Origin of the sequence: Mycobacterium sp., assembly GCF_032162605.1 — a bacterium.
Lineage (GTDB): Bacteria > Actinomycetota > Actinomycetes > Mycobacteriales > Mycobacteriaceae > Mycobacterium.
This window is the reverse complement of record NZ_JAVROT010000390.1, coordinates 1-13,685: the sequence shown is the minus strand read 5'-3', so window position 1 is coordinate 13,685 and position 13,685 is coordinate 1. Positions and strand designations below refer to the sequence as shown.

Annotated in this window: 11 protein-coding genes and 1 pseudogene; 4 read left to right on the top strand and 8 right to left on the bottom strand. The window is 65.4% G+C overall.

Going from position 1 to position 13,685, the window contains the following annotated elements; all coding sequences use genetic code 11:
* A partial coding sequence (gene ppc, locus QOI01_RS22335) for a phosphoenolpyruvate carboxylase (protein ID WP_526384818.1) occupies positions 1 to 2,087 on the top strand: 2,087 nt, incomplete at its 5' end.
* 77 nt (positions 2,088 to 2,164) lie between these two features.
* Here ppc and QOI01_RS22330 read toward each other — a convergent pair.
* Positions 2,165 to 2,638: a hypothetical protein gene (locus tag QOI01_RS22330; protein WP_526384816.1), complete on the bottom strand. Its 474-nt coding sequence runs from the start codon at positions 2,636 to 2,638 to the stop codon at positions 2,165 to 2,167.
* Positions 2,639 to 2,700: 62 nt separating this feature from the next.
* Positions 2,701 to 3,828: a substrate-binding domain-containing protein gene (locus QOI01_RS22325; protein ID WP_526384814.1), complete on the bottom strand. Its 1,128-nt coding sequence runs from the start codon at positions 3,826 to 3,828 to the stop codon at positions 2,701 to 2,703.
* Between QOI01_RS22325 and QOI01_RS22320 the strand changes: the two genes are divergently transcribed.
* The 3 genes and pseudogenes from QOI01_RS22320 to QOI01_RS22310 all read left to right on the top strand — a co-directional run bounded on the left by QOI01_RS22320 (position 3,734) and on the right by QOI01_RS22310 (position 7,177).
* Entirely contained in the window at positions 3,734 to 4,273 is a 540-nt protein-coding gene (locus QOI01_RS22320; protein ID WP_526384812.1) for a MarR family transcriptional regulator, read from the top strand. The two genes, QOI01_RS22325 and QOI01_RS22320, sit on opposite strands and share 95 nt — an antisense overlap.
* 563 nt (positions 4,274 to 4,836) lie before the next feature.
* The gene (gene fmdA / locus QOI01_RS22315; RefSeq protein ID WP_526384810.1) at positions 4,837 to 6,081 is read left to right on the top strand and encodes a formamidase; all 1,245 of its coding nucleotides are present in this window, start codon (positions 4,837 to 4,839) and stop codon (positions 6,079 to 6,081) included.
* A 47-nt stretch (positions 6,082 to 6,128) separates the two neighbouring features.
* Positions 6,129 to 7,177 (top strand): annotated as a pseudogene (locus QOI01_RS22310) (alpha/beta fold hydrolase).
* Positions 7,178 to 7,842: 665 nt separating this feature from the next.
* On the opposite strand, the gene QOI01_RS22305 reads toward QOI01_RS22310, so the two are convergent.
* From QOI01_RS22305 to QOI01_RS22280, 6 genes are all read right to left on the bottom strand, one after another.
* The gene (locus QOI01_RS22305; RefSeq protein ID WP_526384809.1) at positions 7,843 to 8,244 is read right to left on the bottom strand and encodes an ATPase; all 402 of its coding nucleotides are present in this window, start codon (positions 8,242 to 8,244) and stop codon (positions 7,843 to 7,845) included.
* Between the two features lie 19 nt (positions 8,245 to 8,263).
* Entirely contained in the window at positions 8,264 to 9,001 is a 738-nt protein-coding gene (gene pgl / locus QOI01_RS22300; protein WP_526384807.1) for a 6-phosphogluconolactonase, read from the bottom strand.
* On the bottom strand, positions 8,998 to 9,909 hold the full coding sequence (gene opcA, locus QOI01_RS22295; protein ID WP_526384805.1) for a glucose-6-phosphate dehydrogenase assembly protein OpcA: 912 nt from the start codon (positions 9,907 to 9,909) through the stop codon (positions 8,998 to 9,000). Before opcA ends, pgl begins: the two co-directional genes overlap by 4 nt.
* A gap of 63 nt (positions 9,910 to 9,972) precedes the next feature.
* Positions 9,973 to 11,514, bottom strand: a complete 1,542-nt coding sequence (gene zwf / locus QOI01_RS22290; RefSeq protein WP_526384804.1) for a glucose-6-phosphate dehydrogenase — start codon at positions 11,512 to 11,514, stop codon at positions 9,973 to 9,975.
* Entirely contained in the window at positions 11,511 to 12,632 is a 1,122-nt protein-coding gene (tal, locus tag QOI01_RS22285) for a transaldolase (RefSeq protein ID WP_526384802.1), read from the bottom strand. The genes zwf and tal overlap by 4 nt, the downstream gene beginning before the upstream one ends.
* Before the next feature lie 35 nt (positions 12,633 to 12,667).
* Positions 12,668 to 13,685 (bottom strand): transketolase-like TK C-terminal-containing protein (locus QOI01_RS22280; RefSeq protein WP_526384800.1); only part of this gene is annotated, 1,018 nt, incomplete at its 5' end.

Below are 13,685 nucleotides of genomic sequence, written 5' to 3'. Positions count from 1 at the left end.
TCCCTCAGGTCAACGCCGAGGTGCGCACCGCGCTGCAGGCGCGCTGGCCCGACGCCCACGTCCTGGAGCAGCCGATTCTGCGGCCCGGCTCCTGGATCGGAGGCGACCGCGACGGCAATCCGAACGTCACGGCCGACGTCGTCCGGCTGGCCACCGGCAGCGCTGCCTACACCGCACTGGCGCACTACTTCGTCGAGCTGACTGCCCTCGAGGAGGAGTTGTCGATGTCGGTGCGGCTGGTGCGCATCAGCGACGAGCTGAGTGCGCTGGCCGACACCTGCGCCGAGCCCGCCCGCGCCGACGAACCCTACCGGCGCGCGCTGCGGGTGATCCACGGCCGCTTGACGGCCACGGCGGCCGAGATTCTGGACCGGCAACCGGAGTACGAGCTCGATCTGTGCATGGAACGCTACGCGGCCCCCGGCGAGTTCCTGGCCGACCTCGACGTCATCGATGCGTCGCTACGCAACAACGGCAGCGCGGTGCTCGCCGACGATCGGCTCGGCAGGTTGCGGGAAGCCGTGCACGTCTTCGGGTTTCACCTCTCGGGGCTTGACCTTCGCCAGAACTCCGACGTGCACGAAGAGGTAATCGCCGAGCTGTTGGCCTGGGCGGGAGTGCATCCCGACTACCGATCGCTGTCCGAACCCGACCGCGTGGAGCTGCTCGCCGCGGAGTTGGCGACGAAGCGGCCGCTGGTGAGCCCGGGCGCCCAACTGTCCGAGCTGGCCCGCAAGGAACTCGACATCACCGCCGCCGCGGCCAGGGCCGTCCGCGTGTTCGGCCCGCAGGCCGTGCCGAACTACATCATCTCGATGTGCCAGTCGGTCTCGGACATGCTGGAGGCGGCGATCTTCCTGAAGGAAGCCGGCCTGTTGGACGCCTCGGGCACGGGATCCGAGGTGCCGTACAGCCCGGTCGGCGTGGTTCCGCTCTTCGAGACCATCGACGATCTGCAACGGGGGTCGTCCATTCTGGAAGCGGCGCTCGACCTCCCGCTGTACCGGGCGCTGGTCCACGCCCGCGGCGAGCAGCAGGAGGTCATGCTCGGGTACTCGGATTCGAACAAGGACGGCGGATACCTTGCCGCCAACTGGGCGCTCTACCGCGCCGAGCTGGACCTGGTGGAGTCGGCACGCAAGACGGGAATTCGCCTGCGGCTCTTCCACGGTCGCGGCGGCACCGTGGGCCGCGGCGGCGGGCCGAGCTACGACGCGATCCTGGCGCAGCCTCCCGGTGCGGTGAAGGGCTCGCTGCGCATCACCGAGCAGGGTGAGGTGATCGCCGCCAAGTACGCCGAGCCGACCATCGCGCACCGCAACTTGGAGACGCTGCTCGCCGCGACCCTGGAGTCGACTCTGCTCGACGTCGAGGGACTCGGTGACGCGGCGGGTCCGGCCTACGAGGTGCTCGACGACCTGGCCGCGCGTGCCCAGCGCGCCTACTCCGAATTGGTGCACGAGACACCCGGTTTCGTGGAGTACTTCAAGGAGTCGACGCCGGTCAGCGAGATCGGTGCGCTGAACATCGGCAGCAGGCCTGCGTCGCGTAAGCCGACCACGGCGATCTCGGATCTGCGGGCCATCCCGTGGGTGCTGGCCTGGAGTCAGTCGCGTGTCATGCTGCCGGGTTGGTACGGCACTGGCACCGCGTTCGAAGACTGGATCGCCGAGGGAGACGGCCGGCTCGAGGTGCTTCAGAACCTTTACGAGAAGTGGCCGTTCTTCAGGTCCGTGCTGTCCAACATGGCCCAGGTGCTCGCCAAGGCAGACATGGGTCTGGCTGCGAGGTATTCGGAGCTGGTCGCCGATGAGGCGTTGCGGCACAGGGTCTTCGACAAGATCGTGGCCGAGCACGACCGGACCATCAAGACGCTGCGGCTGATCACGGGTCAGGACGACCTGCTGGCCGACAACCCCGCACTCGCCCGGTCGGTGTTCAACCGCTTCCCGTACCTCGAGCCGCTCAATCACCTGCAGGTGGAGTTGTTGCGACGGTTCCGCTCCGGCGACGACGCCGAGTTGGTGCAGCGCGGCATCCTGCTCACCATGAGCGGGCTGGCGACCGCGCTGCGCAACAGCGGGTGACTCGACCACCATGACGGTGGGCATGATGTCGCCGAACATGGAATGTCGATGTCATGCACGACGTTGCCTCTGTGGATTCAGGGTTTCAGCGCCGAGAGTACTCGGCGCGGCACGGTCCGGCGGAGCGCGCGATGCCGCCGAGGTGTTGAGCAGGAGAAGCAGCGTCGCGATCGCCTAGCCCGGTGCCACCTCGACGATGCCCGCACCGGCGTCGAAGGTGTCTCCGTCGGCGCAGCCGGCCCGGCCCATGACGTGACGTCGTCGCGCCAAAACAACGCGCTCGGTAGCAGGCATCTGCCCACGAACACCTCGTCGGGCAACTTGCGCCGCAGCATCATGTAGTCCGCGAGGCCCTTGCTGGCGGCATCCTCCGGAAGGGCGTAGAACGATTCGACGCCGGTGGGGGAGCCGGTGGGGGAGAACGTGATCAGGTAGTCGTTGCCACCCCTGCGCACGACGAACGAATCTCCGTACGAAGCGCGCGCCGTGGCCACGGCCTCGACCGTGTCGTCCACCGGGACGTCCCGGGACAGGCCGACGCCATCGGCCACGGATGGGACGTCGAGCGGTCCCGGGACTTAGCTAAGCGACCTGACGCATAGTCGTTGATGAGTCATCGGACTCGTGCGATGACATCGAGTTCGACGCCGCGCGCTTTCGCCAGGTGGACGGGATGCCGCGCTGATCCGCGATGGAGGTCGACCGGCCCATGCGGGGAATCCCATCCCCATTTACTGAATGCGCGCCGCGCATCCTGCACCGTCGGTACCGAGGAGCTGGCGATACCTGCCAATAGGTGGACCGCCGAGTATGTCGTCTCGGCCATTGTGCCGGGGGGCGGTGCCGCTGACTCGCCGATGAGTGCGGTCCCGTTCACCAGATCGAAAGCACGGGTGAAGCCGGCGGTGAACTCGGCGGCCGACGCGGATCCCAGGCCTGCGAACCACCCCGCGGAGATGAATAGGTTCGCGGTCGCGTCGGCACCGCTGGCGAGGATCACGGTCTCGTCGGTGAAGGGACTGAAACGAGTGATCGTCGCGTCCAGTCCCTTGCGTCCGAAGGCACGGTTGAACCGCACCGCGTCTGACCCCACGAGCAGTGACATGACGCCTTCTGCCCGACTGCGGACGACTTCACCGAGTGCTCGATCCCAGGTCGCTGAGTCATCGGTGCCCAGCGCCAGGAACCGTTCACCTAGGATCGAGATGTCCGTGTCCTGCAGTCCGATTCGAGTCGCAGCGGCCGTTCCGCGGGGCCACACATAGTCGTTACCGACGATGAACCACCGGCGCAGCCGCGCCTCGGTGCGCAACCAATGCAGTGACGCCAGAATCTGATCGCCGGGAACCTCCCCGCTGCACAGCACGCCGTCGCTGCACTCACCGCCTTCGTAGGCGGCAGCGTATACATACGGCACTCGCCCGCCGACGACCTTGGCAATGGCCTGGCGAGCGTTCGAGAGATGCCACCCCGTGACGGCGTCGATCGAGCCGGAGTCCAGAAGCGCCATGATTGTGGCGGCCGTCGTCGCGGGGTCGCCGCCAGCATCGACGTGGACGAATTGCACAGTACGACCAGCGACTCCGCCCGACGCATCGATTTCGGCGGCCGCCAGCTCCGCTGCGGCGTGACACTCGAGCCCGAATATGCCGGCCGGACCTCGTCGCGGCAGCGCGAGAGCGACCCGGAATTCCGTTGGTCGAGTTGCTCTGGTTTCGAATACCGGCGCACTATCTGGCATGGTGGTGCTCCTCCGGGTGCAGTATGAGCACGGTTGGAGCACTCGTCTCAGAAGGCAGGTCATGGAAGCTGTCGCGGACACGCTCGAGTTGCTCAGACGAGCGTCCCTCATCGCCGCGAAGATCGAAGACGCGCTCGCCGGTACCGATCTCACCGTGGATCGCTGGCGGGCTCTCGCCTACATCGAGTCCAGCCCAGGCTGCTCGATGTCCGATGTGATCGACGCACTCGTTATCCCGTCGACATCGGCGACTCGGATCGTCGACTCCCTTGTCGAGATCGGCGCCGTGTTCCGGACATTGTCGCCGCGCGATCGTCGCAGGACTACCTTGCGCCTGTCTTCGCATGGTCAGGCTCTCCTCCGTGATGTCGAGCCAACGATCGTCGGTGCCAGTAGGCGTCAAACGTCAGAGCGTTTCCCCACTGTAGATCTCGCGTCCTCGTAATCCTCCGCGGTTGACCTCACCGCGGACGTTCGCCGGTGTCGCCTGCTATAGCGCGCGTCCTGCGAAAACGTCGTTGTGTGATCGGGTTGTAAACAAGCGCCGTGACGCACGGCAGGCTGACCGCTTTCTCTTGACGCAGCTGGAGCAAGGTGTAGGTTCAGCCAGAAGATGTTCCCATATGGGAGCAATTCCCTCGCTCCATGAGAGGCGTCATGGCTGGTTACCAATACCGTTGTGCCACACACGGACTCGTCGATTCTCAGTTTCCCATCGGCACTGCCCCCGCGTCATTGACATGTGAATCCTGTCGCGCACCGGCACAACGGGTGTTCTCGTTGCCGGCCCTGACAGCGCGGTCAACCACGGGCCTGAAAGCTCTTGATATGCATGAGAAGTCGAGATCCTCGCCTGGGCTGGTCGTGAGATCGACCGACGACTCCGCTCACAGTCCACGGCGCGGCACCGATCAGCGCCGCACTCGCCTCCCACGACCCTAGAAACCGACCACCCCGCTCCAGCGTCGCCGACCCGTCGGTTCGCCACATCAATCGAGGAGACAACCCATGCCCGATGTCATATTCCCCGTCGATCAGAGCAAGCCCTTCCGGGAGCAGGAAATAGTCGGCCACAACCGGTGGCATCCGGACATTCCAGCCGTCGCGACAGTCAAGTCCGGTGACACTTTCCGTGTCGAGTCCAAGGAGTGGTTCGACGGAACAATTGTCAACTCGGACAACGCTAACGACATCCGCGACTGCGACCTGTCGATGGTCCACCAACTCTCCGGACCGTTCGCCGTCGAAGGAGCCCAGCCGGGCGACCTTCTGGTCGTCGACATCCTCGACGTCGGTCCGGTGCCGCAGGAGAGCGGACCGGTCGCCGGCCAGGGCTGGGGATACACCGGGGTCTTCGCGAAGGAGAACGGCGGAGGCTTTCTCACCGACTGGTTCCCGGCGGCGTACAAGGCCGTATGGGACTTTGCCGGACAGAAAGCGACGAGCCGTCACATACCCGGCGTGGAGTTCACCGGGCTCATCCACCCCGGCCTGATGGGGACGGCGCCAAGTGCCGACCTACTCGCTAGCTGGAACACCCGGGAAGCGGCGCTGATCGCGACCGACCCCGATCGTGTCCCCCCACTGGCGTTGCCTCCACAGCCAGTCAACGCGGTGCTCGGTGACCTTACTGGCGCCGAGTATGAGCGTATCGCCGCCGAGGCAGCGAGAACGGCGCCCCCGCGGGAGAACGGCGGCAACCAGGACATCAAGAACCTTTCCAAGGGAAGCAGGATCTTTTACCCGGTGTTCGTCGACGGAGCCAACCTGTCGCTGGGCGACCTGCACTTCTCGCAGGGCGACGGTGAGATCACATTCTGTGGCGCCATTGAAATGGGCGGACACATCGACCTCCGCGTCGAGGTCATCAAAGGCGGAATGCAAACCTACGGCGTCACCACCAACCCGATCTTCATGCCCGGCAACGTCGAACCGCGGTACTCGGAGTTCCTGACCTTTGTGGGCTTCTCAGTCGACAAGAACGGCAAACAACACTTCCTCGACACTACGTTGGCCTATCAGAACGCCTGCCTGAACGCGATCGAGTACTTCTCGAAGTTCGGCTGGACGCGCGAGCAGGTGTACCTCATGCTCGGGGCCGCCCCCGTCGAGGGTCGTCTGTCCGGTGTCGTGGATGTGCCGAATTCCTGTGCAACGCTCTATGTTCCGACTGCGATGTTCGATATCGACGTGCGGCCGTCCGCGCGAATCCCGCAGCGCATCGACCGCGGCCAGTGCGCGGTCAGCACCTGACTCTCAACCGTATTAGCCCGCCAGGAACGAACTGAAAGGACCTCATCATGCCTGCGCCCACAAACGCCGAGTACTTCGACCTCGGCGACTTCACACTCCAGAGTGGTTTCACCCGGCGAGACGCGAGACTCGCGTATTAGACATACGGCACGCTCAACGCCGACAAGACCAACGTCATCGTCTATCCCACGTGGTACTCAGGGTGGCATACGGACAACGAATGGCTAATCGGCACCGACAAGGCGCTCAATCCGGACGAATGGTTCATCGTCGTCCCCAACATGATCGGTAACGGACTCTCTTCGTCGCCGTCGAACACCCCGGCGCCGTATGATCGGGCCCGCTTTCCCGACGTGACGTTCCACGACCAGGTACAGGCACAGCACAAACTGGTCATCGAGAAGTTCGGCATCTCGTCCATCGCGCTCGTCACCGGGTGGTCGATGGGTGCGGGTCAGACCTATCAGTGGGCGGTGAGCCACCCGGAGATGGTGCAACGCGCGGCACCGTTCTGCGGGTCTAGTATCACCGCTCCGCACAACAAGGTCTTTCTGGAGTCGTTGATCTACGCGCTCACCGCGGACGCCGTGTGGGCCGACGGCGACTACTCCCCGGATGCGCTACCCATCAAAGGATTACGCGCTTTTGCTCGGGTGTACTCGGGCTGGGGTTACTCACAGGCGTTCTACTGGGAAGAGGCGTGGCGTGAACTGGGGTTCACCTCGTTCGACGACTTCCTGTACGGGTTCTGGGAGAACTTCTTCCGCGACGGGCGCGATCCCAACAACCTGATCACCATGCTGTGGACGTGGCACAGTGGAAATGTCGGCAACACACCGGGATTCGGTGGTGACGTGGAGAAGGCGCTGGCTTCGATCCGGTGTCCGCTGCTGGCGATGCCGGCCGAGAAAGACCTCTACTTCCCCCCGAGGACGAGCACTGGGCGTCTCAGTTCATCGCTCGAGGTGAAGTGCGAGTCATTCCCGGCATCTGGGGCCATTTCGCCGGAGGTGGGGTGAACCCCGTCGACACAGCATTCATCGACGCCGGCATCCGGGACCTGCTCGCCAAACCGGCTTACTCCCCCCAGAACTGAACATCCCCGCCAGGACGCGCACGCGCGGTACGCGTCCTGCCGGATCGCCGCCGTGGTTGCGCCACGAGAAAGCATCCGCATGACTGAACGCATCACCTCGACATTGGTCATCGGCACACTTGCCGCCACGTCGGTCTTACTCACCAACTACCCCTTGAAGCAACGGGCCGTCTCATCACCGACCCCCCACATTCAGCCACTCGAGCGTGCTGGTGTTCATCGCGTTCGTCGTCGGCACCGGGTTTGGCATCGCATCGGAATTCATCCCGCGAATGTTGGCATCAGGCCGGTCTGCACCCACCCGGGCCTGAGGACTCTTGCCGGGGCGGACCGCCCTTGCTAGACGCCTACGGTGCCGACAACTGCCTGACGGAACGGTCGTCTGGACGACACCAGACGGACAGACCTACACCACCACGCCGGGAAGCCTCCTGGGCAGCGCTCGAGGCGTCGCGCTTCTTGCCGCCGGTCGTCTTCTCGTGCTCGCGAGCACGGCCTTTTCGACCTCACCCCACCGGAGTGCGACGTCTTGGTCGGGGGACCGGCCCGTTTGTCCTCGCGGGGCACGCTCCGCGCTGATGCGGGCAAGTGCCTCTTCGAAAACCGATGCCCTTAGCCCACGAGGAGGCCGAGGTTCTCAAGGACGAGCGACTCACCCGTGCTTATTAGATGCCGGTGCTCTTGCGGACTGCCTTCACGGCTCCACGCACGACGTTCTCGGTCGCGCTCCACGGCGCCATCACCGACTCGCCGAGCCCTACGATTCGTTCCACGCGGTCGACGATCGTCTCGAGGCGTTCGACGACGCCGATCAGCCGCGGCGCCAACTCGTCGATGCGGGTGATGGTCGCGTTGAAGCGCTCCAGCGTGGCGTCGAGGCCATTGGTCGACTTGTCGAGGTCGGTCAGCGTCTCGCTGAGCTCGATGAGTAGCGTGTCGACCTGCGCAACGGTGACGTCGGCGTTGAGCGCGGCCTGCGTCAGTGTCTTGATGCGCTGGCGCCCGGTGCTCGTACGGCTGCGTCCACTACTGCCTCCGGCAGTGTGGCCAACCCCTTTGTCTGCCATGGCGATCAGTATGCGACCGTTACAGTTCTGTCGCGGCCGCTTCGTCGAGGAGCCACACGGTCTTGTCCTTGCCGACCGCCCCCGCAGCGGGTACGTCCTGCGCTGCCGCGCCACCCACCGCCGCCGCCACTGCCTCGGCCTTCTCCGCGCCAGCGACCACCAGCCACACCTCGCGCGACCGGTTCACCGCGGGGAGGGTCAACGTGATGCGCCGGGGCGGCGGCTTTGGCGAATCGGTGACGCCGACGACGAGCCGTTCGCTCTCACTGGTGGCGGCAGTGTGTGGGAACAGCGAGTTGACGTGCCCTTCACCGCCCATGCCGAGCAGGTGCACGTCGAAGTCCGGCGCGGGCGCGCCCTCGTCGGCGTTCGCCGCGAGCACCTGCTCGTAGGCCAGCGCTGCGGCGTCGATGTCGTCGCCGAACTCGCCGTCGCTGGACGGCATTGCGTGCACGTTGGCGGCCGGGATGTCGATGCCGTCGAGCAGCGCCTCGCGGGCCTGCTTGTCGTTTCGGTCGTCGTCATCGGCAGGCACGTAACGCTCGTCGCCCCAGAACAGGTGGACCTTCGACCAGTCGATGGCCTCGCCGTGATCGCCGAGGTGTTTCAGCAGCTTCACTCCGGTGCCCCCGCCGGTGAGCACGACAAAGGCGACGCCGCGCGCTTCGATGGCCCCGGTGATGGCGCCCACCAGTCGCTCACCTGCCGCGGCGACCAATGCGTCGGCGTCGGCGTACTTCGCGATCACCGTGGTCACAGGTACTTCACCTTGTCGATGCCCTTCAGCGCCTCGAGGTAGATCTCGTCGGCGTCGAGCCTGCGCAGGTCCTCGGCCAGACACTCCCGAGTCTCCCTGCGCGCCAACAGAAGCTTGGCGTCCGGTTGGGCGGTCCGGGTCAGGCTGGCGGTGATGCCGTCCTGTGGTCGGCTGAGCCTGATCGTCTCGCTCGCACGCACCAACTCGACCTTCAGTGCGCCGACGGCCCTTTGCACCGGACCGTCGATCCGACTCGCCAGCCAGCCCGCGAGAATGTCGAGCGCCGGCTCCTCCTTGCGGCCGGACACCAGGGCCGACTGAATCGGCTCGTGCGGTCCCTGATCCAGCGCCGAGGTCAGCATCGCCCGCCAGTAGGTAACCCGGCTCCATGCCAGATCGGTGTCGCCGGGGGTGTACCCCTCCAACCTGCTCTTGATGCAGGCCAAGGGATCGGTTCCGTAGGTGGCATCGGTGATCCGACGGATCGCCAACTGTCCCAAGGGGTCATGAGCAGGCACGCGGGGGGCGACGTCCGGCCACCACGCGACGACTGGGGTGTCCGGCAGCAGGAAAGGCGTCACGACGCTGCTGGCCTGTGCGGCCAGTGGGCCGGTGAGCTTGAGCACCACCACCTCACCTGCGCCTGCGTCGTGGCCGACCCGGATCTGGGCGTCCAGTTTGGGATCGATGGCGTCGCGATCGACGGGAAGGACGACGATGACGCGGCAGGGATGCTCGCGGCTGGCGGCGTTCGCTGCCTCGATGGACTCCTCGAGCACGGTCTCGCTGTCGGGTGCGATGACCAGGGTCAGCACTCTGGCCATCGTGAACGCGCCACCTTCTTCGCGCAGCCCGTCCAGCTTCTTGTTGACCACGTTGGTCGTGGTGTTCTCAAGGTCGACGATCATCTGTACCTCGGTTCTTCGCGCAAGCGCTCATCAGCGCCGGATGGTTCTTCGCGCAAGCGCTCATCACGGCCTCCGCCATTCCCGGTCGGTCCGCTGCAGCATCTCGAATGCCGAATCGGGGCCCCAGCCGCCAGCCTCGTACGGATCAGGTTTGCCAAGTGATGCCCAGTACTCGAGGGCGGGATCAAGGATCTCCCAGGACAATTCGACCTCCTGGTTCACCGGGAACAACGACGGCTCACCGAGCAGGACGTCGAGGATGAGGCGCTCATAGGCCTCGGGGGAGTCCTCGGCGAACGCGGACCCGTAGGAGAAGTCCATGTTGACGTCGCGGACCTCCATGGCGTGGCCCGGCACCTTGGATCCGAATCTCAGCGTGATTCCTTCGTCCGGCTGCACCCGGATCACGAGGGCGTTCTTGCCGAGCTCGTCGGTCATGGTCGCGTCGAAGGGAAGGTGCGGAGCCCGCTTGAAGACCAGTGCGATCTCGGTGACTCTGCGGCCGAGGCGCTTTCCGGTGCGGAGGTAGAACGGCACACCGGCCCAGCGCCTGGTGTCGACCTCGAGGGTGATGGCGGCGAACGTCTCAGTGGTGGACGTCGTGGAGAAGCCCTCCTCCTCGAGCAGCCCGACCACCTTCTCGCCGCCCTGCCAGCCCTCGGTGTACTGACCGCGAGAGGTGTTCTCGTCCAACGGTTCCGCCAGCCGGGTCGCCGAAAGCACCTTGATCTTCTCGGCCTGCAGTTCGGCGGGACTGAAGCTGACCGGCTCTTCCATCGCCGTCAACGCGAGCAGCTGCGTCAGGTGGTTCTGGATGACGTCGCGGGCCGCGCCGACACCGTCGTAATAGCCACCGCGCCCGCCGAGGCCGATGTCCTCAGCCATGGTGATCTGGACGTGGTCGACGTAGTGGGCATTCCAGATCGGGTCGAACAGCTGATTCGCGAAGCGCAACGCCAGGATGTTCTGCACCGTCTCCTTGCCGAGGTAGTGGTCGATGCGGAACACCGACGACTCGGGAAAGACGCTGTTGACGACATGGTTGAGCGACTTCGCGCTGTCGAGGTCGTGGCCGAACGGCTTCTCGATGACCACACGGCTCCACCGGTCACCGTCGGGCCGGGCCAGCCCCGACTTCGAGAGCTGCTCGCACACCGTCGGAAACGCCTTCGGCGGAATCGACAGGTAGAAGGCGTGATTGCCGCCTGTCCCACGCTCGGCATCGAGCTTGGCCAGCGTCTCTGACAGTCGCACGAAACTGGCGTCGTCGTCGAAGGTGCCCTGAACGAAGCGGATGCCCTCCTTCACCCGGTCCCAGACCTCCTGACGGAAGGGCGTGCGGGCGTGGGCCTGCACGGCCTTGAGCACGACGTTGCCGAAGTCCTCGTCGGTCCAGTCCCGTCGGGCGAACCCGAGCAACGAGAACGTCGGCGGCAGCAGGCCGCGGTTGGCCAGGTCGTAGATCGCCGGCATCAGCTTCTTGGTGGCCAGATCGCCGGTCACGCCGAAGATGATGACCGCGCACGGTCCTGCGATGCGCGGCAACCGCTTGTCCAACTTGTCCCGCAGCGGGTTCTGCCACTCGGCGGCAGGCGTGTTGCTCATTTGGTGGCGGCGTCCAACTGACCCTGGGTCGCCTCGAGCAATTCACCCCACGACTTCTCGAACTTGTCGACGCCCTCGTTCTCCAGAACCAGGAACACGTCGGTGAGGTCGATGCCGATCGCAGAAAGCTTGTCGAACACGATCTGCGCGGCGCCCGAGGTACCGCTGATCGTGTCGCCCTTGACCTCGCCGTGGTCAGCCACCGCATCCATGGTCTTCTCCGGCATGGTGTTCACCGTGTTCTTGGCGACCAGCTCGGTGACGTAGAGCGTGTCGGAGTAGTCCGGGTTCTTGACGCCGGTCGACGCCCACAGTGGCCTCTGCGCTCGAGCTCCGTCGGCATAGAGCACGCCGAACCGATCGCCACCCACGAACACCTGCTGGTAGGCGGCGTAGGCGAGACGCGCGTTGGCCACGCCTGCTTGACCGCGCAGCGCCCGTGCCTCGTCGGTCCCGATGTCATCCAGTCGCTTGTCGATCTCGGTATCGACACGGGAGACGAAGAACGAAGCGACCGACTGGATCTTCGACAGATCGTGTCCGGCTTCCTTGGCCTTCTCCAGACCCGCGAGGTAGGCATCCATCACCTCTCGGTGGCGCTCGACGGAGAAGATGAGCGTGACGTTCACCGAGACGCCCTCGGCGATGACCGCGGTGATCGCGGGCAAACCCGCCTTGGTCGCCGGGATCTTGATCAGCACGTTCGGCCGGTCGACGATCTTCCAGAGCTCGACGGCCTGCAGGATCGTCTTGTCGGTGTCGTGGGCCAGTCGCGGGTCGACCTCGATGGACACCCGGCCGTCGGCGCCGCCGGAGGCCTGGTAGGTCTTGGCCAGCACGTCGCACGCATTGCGGACGTCGTCGGTGGTCACCGTCCGAATGGTGGCGTCGACGTCGGCACCCCGCTCGGCGAGTTCCTTGACCTGGTCGTCATAGGCACTGCCCTTGGACAGCGCGGCCTGGAAGATCGACGGGTTGGTCGTGACACCCACGACGCTGCGCGTGTCGATGAGGTTCTGCAGGTTGCCCGTCTGCAGCCGCTCGCGGGACAGGTCGTCGAGCCACACGGACACACCCTCGGCGCTCAGCGCCGCGAGGTTCGGATTCTGAGTCATCAATGCTCCTAAGTTGTCTTCTAAGTTGTCTTCGACATTCAGTTTTCGAGTGATCGTTCCGCGGCGGCCGCCACTGCCTCCGCGGTAAAGCCGAACTCGCGGAACAGGGTCTTGTCGTCGGCCGATTCGCCGTAGTGCTCGATCGAGACGATCTCGCCGGTGTCACCGACCAGCTTGTGCCAACTCTGCGCGACGGCCGCTTCGACCGCGACGCGGGCCGAGACCTCGGGGGGTAGCACGCTGTCGCGGTACTCCTTCGGCTGGGACTCGAACCACTCCACGCACGGCATGGACACGACGTACGCGGTGATGTCCTTCTCCGCCAACAGCTTCTTGGCCTCCACCGCCAACTGCAATTCCGAACCGGTACCGATGATGATCACGTCGGCATCGTCGGCGGGGGTTCCGCCGCCCAACACATAGCCGCCCTTGGCCACGCCCTCGGCGTCGGTGCCCTCCAGGACTGGGATGCCCTGGCGTGTGAGAATGAAACCGACCGGCCCGCTGCCGTTGCCCCGCGCCAGGATGCTGCGCCACGCGTAGGCGGTCTCGTTCGCATCGCCGGGCCGAACCACCGAGAGGTTGGGGATCGCCCGCAACGCGGCGAGGTGCTCGATCGGCTGGTGGGTCGGCCCGTCTTCGCCCAGCCCGATGGAGTCGTGCGTCCAGATGTAGATGGTGTCGATGTCCATCAGCGACGCCAACCGCACTGCGCCGCGCATGTAGTCGGAGAACTGCAGGAACGTGCCGCCGAACGCGCGGGTCGGCCCGTGCAGCACGATGCCGGACAGGATCGAACCCATGGCGTGCTCGCGGATGCCGAAGTGCAATACGCGGCCGTACGGATCCGCGGTGTAGTCCTTGGTCGAGATGGACGGCGGGCCGAAGGACTTCACGCCTTCGATGGTGGTGTTGTTGCTGCCCGCCAGATCGGCCGAGCCGCCCCACAACTCAGGCAGGTGCGGGCCAACCGCGTTCAGCACCTTGCCGGACGCGGCGCGGGTCGCCAGCGCCTTGTCGCCCGGTTCCCAGTGCGGAATGTCAGCGTCCCAGCCG

Coding starts and splice junctions, on each gene's coding strand:
- QOI01_RS22320 (WP_526384812.1), top strand. CDS start 3,734: ATGCCGGCCGGACCTCGTCGCGGCAGCGCGAGAGCGACCCGGAATTCC.
- QOI01_RS22325 (WP_526384814.1), bottom strand. CDS start 3,828: ATGCCAGATAGTGCGCCGGTATTCGAAACCAGAGCAACTCGACCAACG.
- fmdA (WP_526384810.1), top strand. CDS start 4,837: ATGCCCGATGTCATATTCCCCGTCGATCAGAGCAAGCCCTTCCGGGAG.
- QOI01_RS22305 (WP_526384809.1), bottom strand. CDS start 8,244: ATGGCAGACAAAGGGGTTGGCCACACTGCCGGAGGCAGTAGTGGACGC.
- opcA (WP_526384805.1), bottom strand. CDS start 9,909: ATGATCGTCGACCTTGAGAACACCACGACCAACGTGGTCAACAAGAAG.
- zwf (WP_526384804.1), bottom strand. CDS start 11,514: ATGAGCAACACGCCTGCCGCCGAGTGGCAGAACCCGCTGCGGGACAAG.